At 59.1% G+C, this 17914-nt stretch carries 15 protein-coding genes; 5 read left to right on the forward strand and 10 right to left on the reverse strand.

Annotated features, from left to right (window positions below; all coding sequences use genetic code 11):
• Nucleotides 1-113 precede the first annotated feature (113 nt).
• Nucleotides 114-1577 carry a hypothetical protein gene (locus CD351_RS06860; protein ID WP_162627643.1) on the forward strand — a complete coding sequence of 488 codons (1464 nt, stop codon included), beginning with the start codon at nt 114-116 and terminating at the stop codon, nt 1575-1577.
• On the opposite strand, the gene pseI is transcribed toward CD351_RS06860, so the two are convergent.
• Genes pseI through CD351_RS06900 form a run of 8 tightly spaced genes read right to left on the reverse strand, consistent with a single transcriptional unit; the run spans nt 1574 to nt 9717 of the window.
• On the reverse strand, nt 1574-2632 hold the full coding sequence (gene pseI, locus CD351_RS06865; RefSeq protein ID WP_111991907.1) for a pseudaminic acid synthase: 1059 nt from the start codon (nt 2630-2632) through the stop codon (nt 1574-1576). The genes CD351_RS06860 and pseI overlap by 4 nt on opposite strands.
• Nucleotides 2633-2648: 16 nt before the next feature.
• Entirely contained in the window at nt 2649-3332 is a 684-nt protein-coding gene (locus CD351_RS06870; protein ID WP_111991908.1) for a PIG-L deacetylase family protein, read from the reverse strand.
• Complete coding sequence (locus CD351_RS06875; RefSeq protein ID WP_111991909.1) at nt 3329-4021, reverse strand: formyltransferase family protein; 693 nt, start codon at nt 4019-4021, stop codon at nt 3329-3331. The genes CD351_RS06870 and CD351_RS06875 overlap by 4 nt, the downstream gene beginning before the upstream one ends.
• 58 nt (nt 4022-4079) lie before the next feature.
• Nucleotides 4080-5576 (reverse strand): UDP-2,4-diacetamido-2,4,6-trideoxy-beta-L-altropyranose hydrolase, encoded by a 1497-nt coding sequence (gene pseG / locus CD351_RS06880; RefSeq protein ID WP_111991910.1) that lies wholly within the window; start codon nt 5574-5576, stop codon nt 4080-4082.
• 5 nt (nt 5577-5581) lie between these two features.
• Nucleotides 5582-6274 (reverse strand): pseudaminic acid cytidylyltransferase, encoded by a 693-nt coding sequence (gene pseF / locus CD351_RS06885; protein ID WP_111991911.1) that lies wholly within the window; start codon nt 6272-6274, stop codon nt 5582-5584.
• A complete protein-coding gene (gene pseC / locus CD351_RS06890) occupies nt 6271-7428 on the reverse strand; it encodes a UDP-4-amino-4,6-dideoxy-N-acetyl-beta-L-altrosamine transaminase (RefSeq protein ID WP_111991912.1) in 1158 nt (385 codons plus the stop codon). The genes pseF and pseC overlap by 4 nt, the downstream gene beginning before the upstream one ends.
• Nucleotides 7428-8435 (reverse strand): UDP-N-acetylglucosamine 4,6-dehydratase (inverting), encoded by a 1008-nt coding sequence (pseB, locus tag CD351_RS06895; RefSeq protein WP_199797909.1) that lies wholly within the window; start codon nt 8433-8435, stop codon nt 7428-7430. Before pseB ends, pseC begins: the two co-directional genes overlap by 1 nt.
• Nucleotides 8428-9717: a lipopolysaccharide biosynthesis protein gene (locus CD351_RS06900; protein WP_162627644.1), complete on the reverse strand. Its 1290-nt coding sequence runs from the start codon at nt 9715-9717 to the stop codon at nt 8428-8430. The genes pseB and CD351_RS06900 overlap by 8 nt, the downstream gene beginning before the upstream one ends.
• Before the next feature lie 162 nt (nt 9718-9879).
• Here CD351_RS06900 and CD351_RS06905 point away from each other — a divergent pair, with 162 nt between their 5' ends.
• The 4 genes from CD351_RS06905 to CD351_RS06920 all read left to right on the forward strand — a co-directional run bounded on the left by CD351_RS06905 (nt 9880) and on the right by CD351_RS06920 (nt 16719).
• Nucleotides 9880-11364, forward strand: coding sequence for a hypothetical protein (locus CD351_RS06905; protein ID WP_162627645.1), 1485 nt, complete (start codon nt 9880-9882; stop codon nt 11362-11364).
• A gap of 51 nt (nt 11365-11415) precedes the next feature.
• A complete protein-coding gene (locus CD351_RS06910) occupies nt 11416-12330 on the forward strand; it encodes a DMT family transporter (protein ID WP_111991916.1) in 915 nt (304 codons plus the stop codon).
• Between the two features lie 98 nt (nt 12331-12428).
• Complete coding sequence (glmS, locus tag CD351_RS06915) at nt 12429-14252, forward strand: glutamine--fructose-6-phosphate transaminase (isomerizing) (RefSeq protein WP_111991917.1); 1824 nt, start codon at nt 12429-12431, stop codon at nt 14250-14252.
• Between the two features lie 103 nt (nt 14253-14355).
• Entirely contained in the window at nt 14356-16719 is a 2364-nt protein-coding gene (locus tag CD351_RS06920; protein ID WP_111993639.1) for an EAL domain-containing protein, read from the forward strand.
• Between the two features lie 35 nt (nt 16720-16754).
• Here the strand turns inward: CD351_RS06920 and purQ are convergent, their stop codons facing one another.
• Nucleotides 16755-17444 (reverse strand): phosphoribosylformylglycinamidine synthase subunit PurQ, encoded by a 690-nt coding sequence (gene purQ, locus CD351_RS06925; protein WP_111991918.1) that lies wholly within the window; start codon nt 17442-17444, stop codon nt 16755-16757.
• On the reverse strand, nt 17444-17695 hold the full coding sequence (purS, locus tag CD351_RS06930; protein WP_111993640.1) for a phosphoribosylformylglycinamidine synthase subunit PurS: 252 nt from the start codon (nt 17693-17695) through the stop codon (nt 17444-17446). The genes purQ and purS overlap by 1 nt, the downstream gene beginning before the upstream one ends.
• Nucleotides 17696-17914 lie beyond the last annotated feature (219 nt).

Consider the following 17914-nt stretch of genomic DNA (forward strand, 5'->3'; position numbering starts at 1 on the left):
AGACAGACCGCATGGCGATACCCGTTCGCATCGGCACAGGTTCGGCTGGCGGGCTGAATGCGACCGGCTGGGGCGGTCCCGTGCTTTTCGCGGCTTTCGCAGCGACTTTCCTGGTGTGCGTTCTGGCCTTCTATCTGTTGATCTACTCTCCGCATCAGGATCTGGCGGGCATAGCGCTTTCTGCCCAACTGGCGGATGTGCTCGGCGAAGCATTTGGCGAATACAGCCTGTATTTCCCGCCGGCAGAGCGGGCATGGTACGGTCTGGCCGTTCCCCTGAGCAAGCTGTCAGGATTGAGCCTCGACCTCTCTGCTATCTTGCTGGCCGGTATCGCGACCCTCTTTTCTGCGACCCTCGCGTACCGAATTCGGCGTGAGACGGTGGGAGCCTCACCTCTATTTCTGCTCCTGTCTGCCGCTACGCTCGTCGTGCTGCCGGTCCTTTACAAGAACGTATTCGGCCTGCGCGAACATATGGTCGTGCTGGGGCTTTGGCCTTATCTGGTCCTTCGGCTTTCCGACCCCGATGACAGCAGGATTGGCTGGAAAACCCGGCTTCTGCTTGGGGCATGGATGGGGGCGACGCTCACTCTGAAATATCTTTATGCGCTCGTGGTTTTGCTGGTCGAAGTGGCTGACGCAGCGATCCAGCGTCGGCCCTTCTCGTTGTTCCGCATTGAAAACCTCGTCGCCGGCGCGGTTGTCGCCCTGTACCTCTTTTTCTGGCTAGTGATTGACCCGGCGGAGCGCGAAGCCATCGCCATCATGGTCAGCGCCATCGACGCCAATATCGACAATCCAGTCCGCAATTGGGCAAAAACGGCGATCCACTCGGCGCTCGCGCTCGCCTTTCTAGTTATTGCTTACATCTATAAGCTGCCTGCTCGGACGACTGTCATCGGCCTGGCGATGGTTGTTGGAGCGGTGATCGCGGCCTGGGTACAATCACGCTGGTACAGCCATCATGAATTTCCGATCACGCTGGCTTATCTGGGCTGGCTCTGGTTGATCCGCCGAGAATTGAAGCGCCTGTGGGTCTTGGCAATCTCGGTCTTCTTGGTCGTTCCGATCGCCGGGGAATTCAGCAGCACTGAATACTATCAGGAATCCGTCAGCGAGCTTGAAGGGACAATGGACAGCTCCGGGCTGTCGGTGACCGGCAAGCGGGTCGGCTTGCTGACCATGCATCCCTCACCCTTCAACCAGTATCTCGCGTCCGAAGGCGGCATGCGCTGGATTACGCTGATGAACAATGCCTACGCGGCGTCAGAACTGAAGGCCCATGACGTCACGGAAAATGATGGCGCCTTGGCACCGGCGATTTCGATCACCGCGCCAGAGCGTTTGATGCTCCATGACGAAATGTTGCGACTGTGGGAGGACATGCCTCCTGACATATTGATCCTTGACCACAGCACCAGTTGGCCGCTCGATCACATCAAGGTCAGATGGGAGCATGTCTTCGCCGAGGACGAACGCTTCCAGGCCATCTTGGCGCAATATCGCCCTATGCTGGAGCACGAGGGCGATCTGGTCAAATTTACATATCTTGTCCGTATCGAACCGGATGGCGGCTAAGCGATCAGGTCCCAATCAACCGGTGTACCTTTTGCCACGGCACGATTGACCCGTTTGCCAAGCAGTGTGTCGTAATATTTGGGCTCAAGCCCGTAGCCCGGACGCACTGAACGCAGGCTTTCGGCTGTAAAAGCTTCACCCTCGGCCATGTCTTTCGCGACATAGAGCGAACGGCGAAACTGTTTTGACGCGCTCTCCGCCTTGGTGCCGCCATATGTAATCTTGCCAAGCGCCTGCCATGCACGCTCGGTTTCTTCGCGGAGCAGGGCAAGCTCAGCAGGTTCGAGGCTGAAGGCGCTATCGACGCCGCCATCGGCCCGCGCGAGGGTGAAGTGCTTCTCGACCAAGACAGCTCCCAGCGCGGTAGCGGCGACGGCAACGCCGGTCCCCATGGTGTGATCGGACAGGCCCACGAGGCATCCGAAAGTCTCGCGCATATTGGGGATGGTGGCGATGTTCGTATTTTCGGGTGTTGCGGGATAGGTGCTCGTGCATTTCAGGATCACGACCTGATCGTTCCCTGCCTCACGGCAAGTTCGCAGGGCTTCGCCGATTTCAACCACGGTCGCCATGCCGGTTGAGATGATCATCGGTTTCCCGGTCTCTGCGACCTTTCGGATCAGCGGCAGGTCGATCATTTCAAAGCTGGCAATTTTGTAGGCCGGCATCCCCAGCTCTTCCAGAAAGTCGACGGCGGTTGCATCGAAGGGGGTGGAGAAGCAGTGCATGCCATGGCTGGCACAGCGGTCCATGATCGGTTGGTGCCAATCCCAAGGCGTATGCGCCTCAACGTAGAGTTCGTGCAACTGGCGGCCGTTCCACAGCGATTTCTCGTCCTCGATGACGAAGCCCGGCCCGTCGCAATCGAGCGTCATCGTATCGGCAGTGTAAGTCTGCAGCTTGAGAGCGTCGGCGCCGCTTTGGGCAGCAGCATCGACGATCTCCAATGCTCGGTCGAGCGAGTGATTATGGTTCCCGCTCATCTCCGCAATAACGTAAGGTCGCGCGTCGTGGCCGATGGTCTGGCCTGCAATCTGAATGCTTTTTGGTGTCATCGAATTTGATCCATTGTCAGACGCAGATGCGCCCGGTTTCAAATGCTTCCGCTGCCGCAACGCCAATCGATGCTCCGCGCGACCGGGCGAGATACTCCAGCGCTTCGATAGAGCGTGCGTGCGGCCACTCGCGCATCTCGGGAGCATAGGCGCGAAGGGCCTGTAATTTGGTTTCAAGATGATCGGAGATGTCGACGAAGTAGGTCGGCGCAAAGGGGGAAATCGAGGGGGCCGGACGCCATTCGGTGCTCGACATCGTTTCAAAAAACAGCAATTCGCGCACGGCGCTTCCGGGCTGCGGGCGCGTGGCGGCGATGACCGCATCGTGGATCACGCGGTGGTCGATGTTCACATCTGAATTCGAATGGGTCAGCACCCGGGTCGGTTTGTGCTTTGCCAGGTGTTGCTCGATCACCTTGACCACATCGAGAAGCTCGACCCCATCCATCCGGTTGTCGGGAAAGTGCTCAAGTGTGACCGAGGCCGCACCGACTATGTCGGCTGCGTTGTGAGCGCAGCGGGCCAGCTCGGACAGATCTCCATCGCGGGCCGCCACGTCGCGAGCATCGTCGCGCGACGTTGCTCCTTCGGCCAGGATGAGATGGTGCACCTCTTCTCCGGCAGCGCAAAGTTTCGCGACGAACCCCCCTGCGCCCAAAACCTCGTCATCGGGATGTGCGGCTATCACCATCGTGGTCATGTGGTGTCATCCTTTGCAATAATCCGCGCGCGCGCGACAAGGGTGCCATCTTCTCCGCGCTCGGCTTGTGTCAATTCGATCCGGAAAGTCGTCGTTTCCGCAAATGCGTGGGGGTAGCCTTCTGCATCGAGCATGCGGATGTGATCGTACACTGCGTCGAGAGTTGCTGCGCCGTCGATCGCGCTTTGATCGGGTGTTCGCCTCTTGAAGACGACCGGTTCACCTTGCTGCGGGACAGGTTGCAGGTCCTGCTCAACCATTTCGCGGATCATCGGAAGCATCAATCGTGCTGCGCGTTCGAAGATCTCCTCGGCGGTCCCTGCAAGAGACAAATCGCGCTTCAGATAAATCGGACCGGTATCGAGGCCGGCTTCGCATTGGAGCGCAGAAAGCTTGGTTTGTGTGTGTCCTCTCACGATGAGGTTTTGTAGCGGGCTGCCTCCGCGACCATAGGGCAGGTCGGTCATGTGAAAGATGACGGCGCGAAAGTTCTCATGAATTTCGGGCGGCACAATCCATGACCAATGCGGGAAGAAAACCCAATCGCAACCGAATGCCTCAAGGGCATCGTGCGTCAGAGCGTTCTTCTCGCGAATGCGCAAGACATCGTAATCGGCGCTCTTGTCTAACGCCGTGGTCAGCGCATCGTACCGCGCATGGGGAGTAGCAATGGCAATGCGATACGTCATGAGCGGAGCCTAACTCGCGCGACTGACGTCGCCAAGATCGCAGCAGCAACAAGGTTCGTCATTGCGCTATCTTTCGCCAGTCTTGCGCACCGGTTCGCTCATAGCCGCCGCGTTCGAACAGGACTTGCGATGGGCGGTTCTCGGCCAAGACGGTCGCTAGAAACTCCGATGCCCCGCTCTTCGTTTCTCCAGCTGTGAGGAGCTTGGGACCAAGACCCAGGCCGTGAAACCTGGGATCGAGATGGATCGAGACCTCGGCTGCTTTATTCTCATCGAAATCGAAGCGTATCGAGCCTACGTCCTGCTTGCCGACATGGCCAATGAGCAGTAAGCGTTTCCCATCGGTCAGGACGCGCCCGAGCCAGGCGACATGGTCATCCCATGCCAGCTCCTCAGGGTTGGTCATCATCGCCCTGTTTTCGGGCGCATTGCGCCACTCGTATAGGCATGACGCATCCTCGTGCGTCGCTTTTCTGACCGACAAAGCATCGTTCAGCATCGATAATCCGACCCGCACGGCTCCAAAGCCATCTATGGTTTGGCGCGCCTTCGCCGCGAGCTCTTCGCGTTCGGCTGGATTGTCGATCAATGCGGTAAGGCGAGCGGCAATGCGTTGCGGTGTTGGGTTATCCACCGCCGTAATGATGCCGCGCCCGGCGAGCTCAGGAACCACGATGTTCTGATTGTCCGCAGCAATGACAAGCAGCGTGGGCACCCCGATAAAGCAGCGCTCCCACGTTGCGCCGCCCCCTGCACCGATCTGAAGATCGTGGCGGGCAAAAAACGCGGCCAGGTCAGGCAGGTCGAGAGAAAGCGTGACATTGGGCAATCCCTGTACTCGCTCGCGAAGGCTTTCGAGGTGCGGGTTTGCCGAGGTGCTCACGATTTCAATCGGTCCATCGAAGCGTGCTTCTACAAGGGCATCGACCGCGAGCGCGCTGAAGTTTGGCGCGTCGCTCCCGCCCATGAAAACGCCGATGCTGCGCACTCGCCGGGAGAATTCATATCGAGGAGCTTTTGCATAGGCGGGCGCGAGAAGAGCGTAGCGCGTTCCGCCAAGTATCCGGGGCTTCCCCACGATGCGCTCAGCGTATTTGGCGCCGTGATCGGCGGCGAGATTGTGATCCAGCAGCAAATCGGCATGGATTGCCCGGTCGGCGAGATCGTCGATCACCGCAATTCGGCAATTCAGCGCGTCGCGAACTCGATCATGCCACCGCGCGTCGAATGCATAGTGATCCACTACGAGCCAATCCGGGCCAAACTCCTCAAGCGAGCGGATGGTCTCATCAGCATCGCGATCCTGCGAAACCTTCGCCCAGGAGCTGTGAGGGATCGCTGGATCTGGCTCGAATGGTTCGTCTGCTGCGGGCAGGGTCACGGTCTGACTGAAACCGCGATCAGACACCATCTTTGCGCTTTGGATGCCCAGATCGCGCGTTACGAACCGCACGTCGGCTTTCAGGTTACGCAACGCTTGTGCCAGTGACAGGCATCGCTGGAGATGCCCAATACCCATCGCGATGGATGCATCAGCCCGAATGGCGATCCTCACGGGTTCTACTCCGCCGTCCCAAGCGCGCGAAAAAGCAATTCGGCGCGGTCCCAATCTTCAGGCGTATCGATATCGACAACGCGCGATGCCGGCAGCACGATTGCACGGCCATTGGAATGTATGTCGTCGCCTGCAAGCCAGGTCTCGGCAGCGCCCCAATAGAATTGACCGGCATCATAATGGCCCGGATCAAGGTCTTGCGTGCGCGTGGTTACGTGCTCCGGTTGAAAAGGAGAGAGACTGCCATCTTCGGCCCGCTTTAGCGCCCGCTGAATGGGAGAGGGGAATTCGGCGACCGGGAAGGTGTAGCCCCTGCCACTGTTCTGATCCAACAGGGCAAACGCATCAGAAATATCTGCGGTGCGAATAAAGGGCACGCCGGGATAGATGCAGCATACGTAAGCGACGCCCCATCCAAGCTTCCCGCATTCCTTGACGGCATGGGCGACAACGGGCACCGTCGGGGTGAAGTCGTCGGCGAGCTCTGGAGGACGTTCAAATGGCACTTCCGCTCCCAGCTCGCGGGCAATGCGTGCGATTTCGGGATCGTCTGTCGAGACCACGACGCTCTCAATCTCGGCGCAAGCCATCGCCGCCTCGATCGCAAAACCTATCATCGGTTTGCCCGCAAAGGCCTTTATACTCTTGCGCGGGATGCGTTTGCTGCCTCCGCGTGCCGGAATGATCGCGATGTTCATGCCGACACCGCCTTTGCAACCTCGTCAATGACGCGGGCTTGCTGATCGGGCGTGATCGTCGGGAACATGGGAATGCTGATCGCTTCGGAATAATAGCTTTCGGCATTGGGACACAGCCCCCGCTCAAACCCCAGGCGTCGATAGTAGGGCTGGAGATAGACCGGGATGTAGTGAAGGTTCACCCCGATCCCGGCATCGCGCAGATGATCGAAGACCGCGCGGTGTTTTTGCGCTGCCACCCGGATAACGTAGAGGTGCCAGGCGGATTGCGCATCAGGATGCTGCCACGGTGTCGCGACCGGCAATGCGGCAAAGCCTTGGTCATAAATGCGCGCGATTTCGCGGCGACGATCAATAAAGTCGGCCAGCCTGTCCATCTGGCTCAGACCGAGCGCGGCATTGATGTCGGTCATGCGATAATTGTAGCCCAGGCGGTGCTGCTCATAATACCAGGGGCCGGCATTGTCTTCTTCAAGCAAATCAGCGTCACGGGTGATGCCGTGGCTTCGGTCGAGCCGCATGAGCTCGGCAAGCTCGTCCGAGTTGGTCACTGCCATGCCGCCTTCGCCGGTCGTCACGATCTTGACCGGGTGGAAGCTGAACACTGCAATGTCGCTGTATTCGCACGCGCCCACCGGCTTGTCGCGATAGCTTCCCCCGACTGCGTGGGACGCGTCTTCGATGATCTTGACGCCATGCCTGCTGGCGGCGACGTGGATTGCGGCCATGTCGCATGATTGGCCGGTCAGATGCACCGGTATGATGACTTTGGGGAGGGTGCCCTTGCTTGCGGCTGCGTCGAGTTTTTCGGCAAGGCGCACTGGGCACATATTGTACGTCCGCTCATCGACATCGACGAAGTCGACGTCTGCCCCGCAATACAGCGCCGCATTCGAGCTTGCCACGAATGTGAGCGGGCTGGTCCAGACGCGGTCGCCCGGGCCTACGCCCAGCGCCATGCACGCAATGTGAAGGGCGCTGGTTGCGCTGTTGGCCGCGACCGCGTGGGCCGCGCCGCACACGCTGGCAACGCTCTGCTCAAACGCAGGCACCACCGGCCCCTGCGTCAGGAAATCGGACCTGAGAACATCGACGACAGCGTCTATATCAGCGTCGCTGATCGACTGGCGTCCATAAGGAATGAAGTCAGACATCACACCTGGTGCGTCGGATCGACATGCTGCCTGATCAGCTCGCGTATCTGTTCGACGTTCAGGAAATCAGGGTTGGTCCCGCTGTTGTAAGCAAATCCCGGCTCCACCGGAGTGCCGCCGCGCTTCTTCATGTAATCCTCGACATATTCGTCGCCGGTGCTTGGAAGGATTGCGTAATACGGGCCAAGGTCGACGGTGTTGAGGCTGTCACTGGTGGTGATCATTTCCTCGTGGATTTTCTCACCCGGCCTGATGCCGACGATCTTGATCTCGCATTCCGGGCCAATCGCCTCGGCAACGTCGGTGATGCGGTAGCTTGGGATCTTGGGCACGAAAATCTCGCCGCCCATCGCGTTTTCCAGCGCCCACAGGACCATGTCCACGCCTTCTTCGAGGCTGATGTTAAAGCGCGTCATGGTAGGGTCTGTAATCGGGAATACCCCGCTTTCCCGCTTGTTCAGGAAGAACGGAACAACCGAGCCACGGCTTCCGATCACATTGCCATAACGCACCACCGACAAGCGCAGATCACGCGCACCGCGTATGTTGTTTGCAGCGGTGAAGATCTTGTCCGAGCACAGCTTTGTCGCGCCATACAGATTGATCGGAGCCGCCGCTTTATCAGTCGATAGCGCCACGACATTCGTAACGCCGGTATCGAGGCAGCTCTCGATCACATTCTGCGCGCCAAGGACATTGGTCTTGATGCATTCGAACGGGTTGTACTCGGCTGCCGGAACCTGCTTCAGCGCGGCGGCGTGGACGACAATGTCGATCCCTTCTAGCGCGCGGCGAAGACGGTCCTGATCACGAATGTCGCCGATGAAGTAACGCAGCGCAGGGTTTTCCTGTGGCGAGAATTCCTGTGCCATTTCATACTGTTTCAGCTCATCGCGCGAATAGATCACGAGGCGGCGCACACCGGGGTATTTCTTGAGCACGGTACGGACGAAAGCGCGGCCAAACGAGCCGGTCCCTCCGGTCACCAGAATGCTTTTGTTATCCAACAAAGGACTTCGCTCCTTTTTGCAGGTTTACGTATCGAAGGATTACGAGCACCCCGCTGATAATGAATGTCACACCGAATGACACCGCCGTCGCCAGCATAATACCCCGAATTCCCATGGTCTGCGCCCATGCCAGGCTGAGCCAGATATTGATGCCGATTGTAAGCGCACTGAACGCAGACATCATCTCAATACGCTTGTCGAAATGGAGGAATTTCATGTTGTGCATGAAGAAACCCTGCAAAACGATCGCGAGCATGATGTATTTGAGCAGCGGGATTGCGGTGTGGAATGCCTCGCCCAGTATGATGGGAGCGAAGACGAGCGCGAAGAAATAGAATGCGGCAGCGGCGATTGCGGCAAGCGCGAAATAAAGCACCGATACGGAAGCAACTTCCTGCAGACCGTCCTGCTGAGCGACTTTGAGCTTGCGAAACAGCCACGGGGTCCAGGCCATGACAAAGCTGAAATTGACCATCCAGAAGGCCGAGGCGAACAGGGCTGCAACGCCGTACATCGCGCTCGCCTCCACTCCAAGGAAGTGCGCTGCAATGACCTTGTCGGTGGTGCCAACGACCATCACCACCGCGCCTGCGGGCCAGTACAGGACGCCGAACGAGGCTATATTGCGATAGAAAGAGCGCTGAGGAACGCGGAAAAGGGTGGGCAGGGTGAAGCCGAGCGAGCGCAGCGAATAGATCGATGCACAAGCCATGCCCAGCATCCGGCCCAGAACCACACCGCGCCAGTCCCAGCCCGACATCAGGAACGCCACGATAAAAACCATGCTCAACACCGCCTGGATCAGCTGCGTTGCAAGAAATTCCTTGCGGCGGTTGTGGAACTGCTGGAGCGCCAGGACCATGTAGAACACTTCGTACAGAAGCGCTGCGACGACGATACTGACCAGCCAGGCCTGCGGAAACTTGGTCGCGGTTTCGATGAAGTCGCCGAACACCACCGTCACCAACGAAACGAAAAGCGCCAGCACCACCATCACGAACAGGGCAGTGTGGGTGAACTGATCGAGCTCTTTCTGTTCAAAATCGAGGAACCGCATGCGGATCGCATCTTGCGTCGTCAGGCCCACGATCGGGCGCATGAAGGTCGCGTAGGTGACGAACAGCACCCAGACACCGTAGCCGGTAGGATCAAGCATGCGTGTGAGAATTGGGGCGAGCAGCAACGGCACGAGCGCCTCGATGCTGTTCGCAAACGCATAAAAGAGAGACTGCAACGCCAGGAACTTCTTGGCATTCAATCTGAGTAATTTTTGAATCATCAGCCGCTCTTGTGCCCTGTTCCCCGTTCGCACTCGCATTCGGCCAGTGCTTGATAACTCGTAAACCTAAATTGTTAACGATTGCCTGAGATAAGCACATTCATTCTCAGCCGGTACATCCGGTTGGTCTTCGAGCAATAACGGTTTTCGGGGTAGATCAGAGTGGCTTTCAAAGCGGTAAAACTCGACCAGTCATTCCAGCAAGATACGCATAAATCCGGGGGGGCTTCTTTCGAAGGCGTGGTCGAGGGCGCATTCGCTGACGAGCCACTTTCGAGCCAGACTGCTTCGCCTGCGCACGATCTGAACGATCGGTATGATCTTGCCACCGCCCTGGGCGTAGTGCGCGCCATGGAAACCTCCGCCAGTCGCGCCGCTGTGTATGAAGAAATCAAGGCGAAAAACCCGGTCTACAGGCTTGTCGACAAACTGTACCGGGTGGCCGGAACGCAGGTTTTTCAGCCGCTGATCCTGTTCGCCTACATGCTCAAATGCGTGGTCTCGCTTGGCCCGTTCGGTGATAACAGCGCCGAAGCGGCAGCGATCTCGAATTTTCCGAACGAGCACAAGACAATCGCGAGAGTAACGGCGCTTGTGCCCGATGTGGCCATTCAGCGGATCACGATTGCGCGCGGCCACATCTTCTCGGTGGGCCAGATCGGTGCAGCCTTCAAAATGATTGCAGCGCTGCCGCGTCTTTGGTCATTCCTCAGAGTGCTGGTGCGCCATCACAGCTTCATGCCATCGGCCAGGATCGCCAGCGCGCTGGCTTTCTACATGCGCTTTTCGCGCTACTTCGCGAAGAGCCCGCAGATCAAGTCGGCTATCGTAGCGAGCAATTACAGTCCCGAGGCAGTCGGCATGGCTGCAGCCGCTCATCGGCATGGGCGACGGGTCATTTATTCCAACCATGCACCAGTCCCCGCCAACGGAGCCTTCGTGCCACCGGTGCTGGCGGACTGCGCGCTGTTTTACGGTGAGAAGATCACTCAGACATATCAGCGCCGCTCGCGTTGCAGCGCCGAGGTTGGCTTGATCGGGCAACCGGGAACGGCTGGCGAGATGCAGTGGCGCGATGCGGTCGAGACTATAGGGATATTCCTGACCGCAGGAACCAGAGCCGATGTGCTTCAAAGCCTTGTCGCGACAATTCGCGTGGACCTGCCCACGGCCCGCATAATCGTGCGCCAGCATCCGGTAACGCTCCTGAAAACCGATTTCTCGCGGATCGGCATCGACGATCCCCTGACAGAGCTCACGATTGGCAATCCGCTCGATGATGAAATCGCAGCGTGTGACCTCGTCATCTGCGGAAATAGTGGCGTTGCGATGAATGTTCTGAGTGGCGGGCGACCTGTCGCCTATCTGTCGAGCCTTGATGGGTTCAAATTCGACGCCAACGGCTTCGTCGAGAGCCGGCTTGTCACAGCGGTTCCATGGTGGACCGACGATATCTACGACAGGCTCAAGGGCTTCTACAGCGCTCCGGGCTGGCGCAGCGTCATGCAAAGCTATGACGCATCCTACGGAGCGGACATTGCGAGATTGCGCGAGGATGCCGTCGATGTGCTGATGCGGCATCTTCGGCCCGAAGCCGATGACGTTGTGCCTGACGGATCGACAGTCGATCAGCGCAAGGTCGCCTGACCGCGCTCCAAAACGCTTTCCAATCGCCCGTTGATTGAATACGGGCCGCGCATGAGTCCAATAGAGCGCAGCGGCGTTGCCATCGCCGTCGCAGGTTTTGCCATCCTTTCGGTTGGCGATGCGGTTGTGAAAAGCATGGCAAGTGAATGGCCCGCTTTCGCGGTCGCAGCCCTGCGTTTCAGCCTTGGCGCCCTGGGACTGTCCGCCCTACTTTGGCGCAGCGAAGGGCCAGCAGCTTTCGTCCCACAAAATTGGGGACTGCAGATTGCACGAGGGACATGTCTTGCGCTTGCCTCGGTCTGCTTCTTTTCCGCGATTTACATCATGCCGCTGGCTGAGGCGATGGCGATCGGCTTTCTTTCGCCGATCCTGACCCAAATCCTGGCCGGGCTTTTCCTCGGAGAGAAGGTGCGGCCCAAGGTCTATTTCATTTCTCTCATCTCGCTTGCAGGAGTGGTCATCATCCTGCGTCCCAATCTCGCCTTGCTGGGATGGGCGGCGCTGCTGCCGCTTGTTTCCGCGATTTTCTTTGCAACGATGATGGTACTCAACCGGGTCAGCGCAGGGCAGGGCAGTGCGCTTTCGGCTCAGGTTTTCGTGGCGGGCTTTTGCGCCCCGATCCTGATCGTCGGCGCAGCGGCAGCGCAGATTTCGGGCGTTCCGGAGCTACAGTTCGGCTGGCCGAGTTGGGACGTCGTGGCCCGCTGCATCTTTGTCGCGATCACGGCCAGCACCGCTCATTGGCTCGCCTATATCGGGACGACGCGCGCAGGCGCGGCGCAGGTTGCGCCCGCGATCTACGTTCAGATGCTGGTGGCAGTGTCGCTCGGCTGGGCGATTTTCGGGGACGTTCCCGATTACTACACCCTCCTCGGCGCTGGCCTGATCATCTCTGCGGGGCTTTACCTGTGGCGCGATGGATTGAAACCGAGCGGCAAACTGGCTTCGGCTGGCGAGAAAGTCTAAGCGCGGCTCCGGAACGGCTTCCTTCAAGCTTTATTCAACCTTAGACGGTCAACGCGTGAGCCCATCGGGCATCAAATTCAAAAGGGAACGGCAATTTTATGTGCGGCATTATCGGCATCGTAAGCTCCGAAGAGGTTTCCGACCGGCTTGTCGATGGACTGAGGCGCATGGAATATCGCGGCTATGACAGCGCCGGGATCTGTACTCTTCACGATGGCATGATGATCCGTCGCCGCGCTGAAGGTAAGCTCAACAACCTTATCGAAGTCCTCAAGGACAACCCCGCCCAAGGCACCACCGGCATCGCACATACGCGCTGGGCAACCCATGGAGCGCCGACCTCCTCGAACGCTCACCCGCACGCGACGGGCGAGGTTGCGATCGTCCACAACGGGATCATCGAAAACTTCAAGGAACTGCGCGCCGAGATGGCCGAAGCTGGCAGGGTCTTCGAAAGTGAGACCGACAGTGAAGTGGTCGCTCATTTGATTTCCCACCAGATCGAGCGCGGTCTTGACCCGCTCGACGCCGTTCGCGAAGTCTTGCCGCGTCTGCGCGGCGCGTTCGCACTGGCAATCACATTCCGCCAATACCCCGATTTTCTGGTCGGCGCCCGGCTCGGCTCACCGCTAGTCGTGGGATATGGCGAGGAAGAGATGTTTCTCGGCTCGGACGCGCTGGCTCTCGCCCCGCTGACGCAGCGCATTTCCTATCTGAAGGAAGGCGACTGGGTCGTGGTTGGTCGCACCAGCGCGCAGGTTTTTGACCGGGAGGGCAACCCGGTCGAGCGCGAAATCCAGACGTCGGGCGCTTCAGCTGCCGCTACCGAGAAGGGCAATTATCGCCACTTCATGCAGAAAGAGATCTTCGAGCAACCCACCGTGGTTGCTCAGACGCTCGGTTCGTATCTGCGCCGCGAAGATGCCTCTGTCGCCCTGCCGCAATTCGACGTCGATATTTCCGAGATCAGGCGCCTCACCATCGTCGCCTGTGGTACATCCTTCTACGCTGGACTCGTTGCGAAATACTGGTTCGAAAAGTTCGCCCGCGTGCCCGTCGATATCGATGTCGCGTCTGAATTCCGCTACCGCGAACCGGTGCTTGAAGACGGAGGCCTTGCGCTCTTCATCTCGCAAAGCGGGGAGACGGCGGACACGCTCGCAGCGCTGAGGCACTGCAAGGAGAATGGCCAGATTATCGCAGTGGTCGTCAACGTGCCGACCAGCACGATGGCGCGCGAGGCCGATATTCTCCTTCCCACCCATGCAGGCCCCGAAATCGGTGTCGCCTCAACCAAGGCTTTCACCTGCCAGCTTGCAGTTCTTGCAGCGCTCGCCGCTCATATGGCGGTCAAGAAGGGGCGCATCTCGCGCGAAGAGGAGCGCGAAATCGTCAATCATCTGCTTGAAGCGCCCGCATGTCTCAACGCAGCGCTCGACCATGATGACGATATCGCCGCCATGGCACCGCTGATCGCACCAGCGCGAGACGTGCTTTATCTGGGGCGCGGACAGGATTATCCGCTCGCGCTCGAAGGTGCGTTAAAGCTCAAGGAAATCAGCTACATTCACGCCGAAGGTTACGCTTCGGGAGAGATGAAGCACGGCCCGATCGCTCTCATCGATGACGAGGTTCCGGTGGTCGTGATCGCTCCGTCAGGCCCGCTTTTCGAAAAGACGGTTTCGAACATGGAGGAAGTGCGCGCCCGCGGGGGCAAAGTCGTCCTGATTTCCGATGCGAAGGGCATTGCGGAGGCGGGCGAGGGGTGCCTTGCAACGATCGAAATGCCGGTTGTGCACCCTCTGATCGCGCCGCTCGTCTATGCTATCCCCGTTCAACTGCTCGCTTATCACGTGGCAGTTGTTAAGGGTACCGACGTCGATCAACCCCGGAACCTGGCGAAGTCGGTTACCGTCGAGTAGCCTTTATCATCAGACATTTGCTGCATGGCGATGGAAGCTTTTTCCTTACCACACTGCGCAAACTTTACCCCGCCATAACCTTTCGGGGTTAACTCACGTGACCGTGAGCGATCGTAATAAACTTCCACAGACGGTAATCGAGCAGGATTTTTCGATTGCCGCGGTGTTCGGCCTTTCCCAGAAGGGACAGGTGGACTGGTCGCGGCTGCGCGGTCTTCGGGAAGCCGGCATTGAAAAGCTCACATTTTATCGGGCCTTTACGAACGCCGCGCTCGGTATTTTCGTAGCCCAGATGTACGCGGACTCGGTCGGCCACTTCATAGTGGGTTTCTGGTTCGCAACGCTCATCGCGATCCAGCTCTACGGAGCCTCCCGGGAGCGCCAGCATTCACGCACCGGCGACGGCGCGGTCCGCTCACCGTTCGGCTGGCACATGGTTTTCACGGTCGCCTGCGGATTTTTGTGGAGCGTTCCGTTCGTCTTTTTCTCGCAAATGGGCACGGCGGAGGAGGCATCGGCGCTTCTCGTGGTCGCGGCCTTGCTCATGGCGCTGAGCGTGTATTTCTTCGTAAGTCCGCCGCTCAACATCCTTGCCTATACGCTGCTGCTCGGCATCGGCGCCGCCATACCCTATGCGGTGTCTGGCGAATGGACTGTTGTCGGCGCGATCACGCTGTTCGAGATCGCTACGATCCTTGGCACGTTCGAAGTCGGTCGAAGCTACCTCGCAACCCGCCTCGCCGAAGATGCCATTGCCGAAAAGGAAGAGGTAGTCTCGCTCCTCCTGCGCGAATTCGAAGAGAACGAAGCAGACTGGCTTTGGGAAGTTGATACGCGTCGCAGGCTTCGTTCGGTCAGCCCGCGTTTTGCCTTTGCTCTCAACGGTGCCGAGCGCGACGTCGAAGGCCAGCCGCTGCTTGAATTGATCGCCGGCGACACGTGGGAAAGCGGCAAGTTCGCGCCAAGCCTACATGAACTCGCCGACAAGCTGCGCAACAAGGAGAATTTCTCCAACCTGATCGTGCAGGTTTCGATCAAGGGCGAGGAACGGTGGTGGGAATTGTCGGGCACGCCCATGCGCGACGACCGAGGCAAATTTACGGGCTTTCGCGGCGTTGGCTCGGACGTCACTGCGCAACGCGAGTCGAGCGAGAAGATCGCCTACCTTGCGCGCTATGACACGCTCACGTCCTTGCCAAACCGCCTGATGCTCACCGAAGCGCTGAGCGATGCGCTTGACTACGCAAATCAGTGGCGCACGCGTTGTGCGTTGCTGATGGTGGATCTGGATCGCTTCAAGGCGGTGAACGATTCCCTCGGCCATATCACTGGTGACAAGATGCTCGCGCAGGTTTCTGCCCGGCTCGAGGCTCTGATGAGCGAAAACGCCATGGTCGGACGACTGGGTGGAGACGAATTTGCGGTCGTCATTCGCGACGCGAGCGATCTCGACTTCATGCGTCAACTCGCGCTGCGCATCATCCAATCTCTGTCGGAACCTTACCAGGTCGACAATCACACGCTCTACGTCGGTGCCAGCGTGGGCTCCGCCATCGGTCCGCGCGACGGCAAGACCGTCGAAGAAATCATGCGCAATGCCGACCTTGCGCTCTATCGCGCAAAGGATGTCGGCGGCGGCGAGCACTGCCGGTTCGAGCCCGTGCTTCACGCATCCGCCGAAGAGCGCCGCCAGCTTGAATCAAGCCTGCGCAAGGCGCTCGGCCTCGACGAATTCGTGCTTCACTATCAACCGGTGGTCGATGCTCGCAGCGAAAACATCGTGAGCTTCGAAGCGCTGGTGCGGTGGAATTCCAGCGAACATGGCTTCGTGAGCCCCGGCAAGTTCATCCCACTGGCAGAAGACACTCGCCTCATCGTTCCGATCGGCAAGTGGGTGCTTCGTCAGGCCTGTTTTGAAGCGCGCAACTGGCCCGACCACGTGAAGGTCAATGTCAACGTATCGCCCGAGCAGTTGCTCGAACCCGATTTCCATCAGGAAGTCGTCGACGCTCTCGCGGCAAGCGGCCTGCGTCCAGAACGGCTGGAAATCGAAGTTACCGAGAGCATCTTCCTGCGCGATGCCAGCATTGCGCGCAACGCGCTGGAACAGGCGATGGCGCTGGGCTGCTCGATTGCGCTCGATGATTTCGGGACTGGCTATTCGTCGCTCGGCTATCTGCGCAAGCTGCGCTTCTCGACGATCAAGGTCGACCGGACCTTCGTCCAGGGCGCCGCCCAGGGTGCGAATGAGAGCCTTGCCATCATCAACGCGGTGGTCGCGATGGCCAAGAGCCTTGAAATGACCACGACCGCAGAAGGCGTCGAGGATGCAGAGCAGGCCGAATTGATCCGCAACCTTGGCTGCGACAAGATCCAGGGTTTCTACTTTGGTCGCCCGATGTCGCGTGAAGAGGCGCTACGCCTCTTCTCGGTCAAGAAGGAACGCAATGCGCGACTGAGAGCCTGACGGATTTCGCCGACTGCGCAGCGCGCTGAACGTCTTTACGCGCTGATGAGGCTGTCGATCAGATTGCTGAAGATCCTGCGCCCGTCACTGCCGCCCATTGAAGCATGTGCAGCAGGCTCCATCGCGCGTTCAGGGTGCGGCATCATGCCAAGCACTCTGCCATTGGCGCTAAGAACGCCGGCGATATCGCGGCGAGAGCCGTTGGGATTGTCGGTGTAGCGAAAGGCAATGCGGTCCTCGGCCTCCAGCGCGTCAAGCGTCGCTTCATCGGCGAAGTAATTGCCATCGTGATGTGCGACCGGCACGCGCAGCCGCTCACCGGGCTTGAAGCCGGAGGTGAACGGCGAGGCGGTGTTTGCCACTTCAAGTTCGACTGTCTTGCAGACAAAGCGCTGCGCCGCATTGCGCATCAGCGCGCCGGGCAACAGGCCGCTTTCGGTCAGCACCTGAAAGCCGTTGCACACACCAAGCACAGGGACGCCGCGCTCCGCTGCTGCGACGACCGCTTTCAGGATGGGGCTCTTGGCCGCCATTGCGCCTGAGCGCAGATAGTCGCCATAGGAAAAGCCACCCGGAAGCGCGATCAGGTCGAGGCGGTCGGGCAATTCTGCATCGCCGTGCCAGACGCGAAGCGCCTCCTCGCCCGATACGTCCTTGAGCGCCACGGCCATGTCGCGGTCGCAATTCGATCCGGGAAATGTGATTACCGCTGCGCGCAATGCCATCAGGCTGGCTCCCCGGCAGGCGTGAGCTTCTCGATGGCGAAGTTTTCGATCACCATGTTGGCCAACAGTTTCTCGCACATCCGGTTCAACGCCTCGTCGCTGGTATCATCCGCGACTTCCAGTTCGATCATGCGACCGATGCGCACATCCTCGACACCGTCGAAGCCAAGGCTTTCAAGCGAGTGATGGACGGCGCGGCCCTGCGGATCGAGCACGCCGGGCTTGAGGCGAACGAGGATGCGAACTTTCATGAATGAGTGTCCCGAGATTGATTGGCGTTGCGCTGCGATGCCTATAGCGCCTGCGAGCGCTGGCGCAACAAACTGAACAGCGACAATCACCCGACCGGGCACCAAAGACTGGGCGCAGTTGCGAAGTCTCGGTCAAAAGCCTGTCACAAACTGTAACCCAGTCGCAACAATCGCCTCCAGAACCGCCGCAAACGCCCGGATTTGCGCTGTGCAACGCGG

The sequence above is a fragment of the Erythrobacter sp. KY5 genome (genome assembly GCF_003264115.1).
Taxonomy (GTDB): Bacteria; Pseudomonadota; Alphaproteobacteria; order Sphingomonadales; family Sphingomonadaceae; genus Erythrobacter.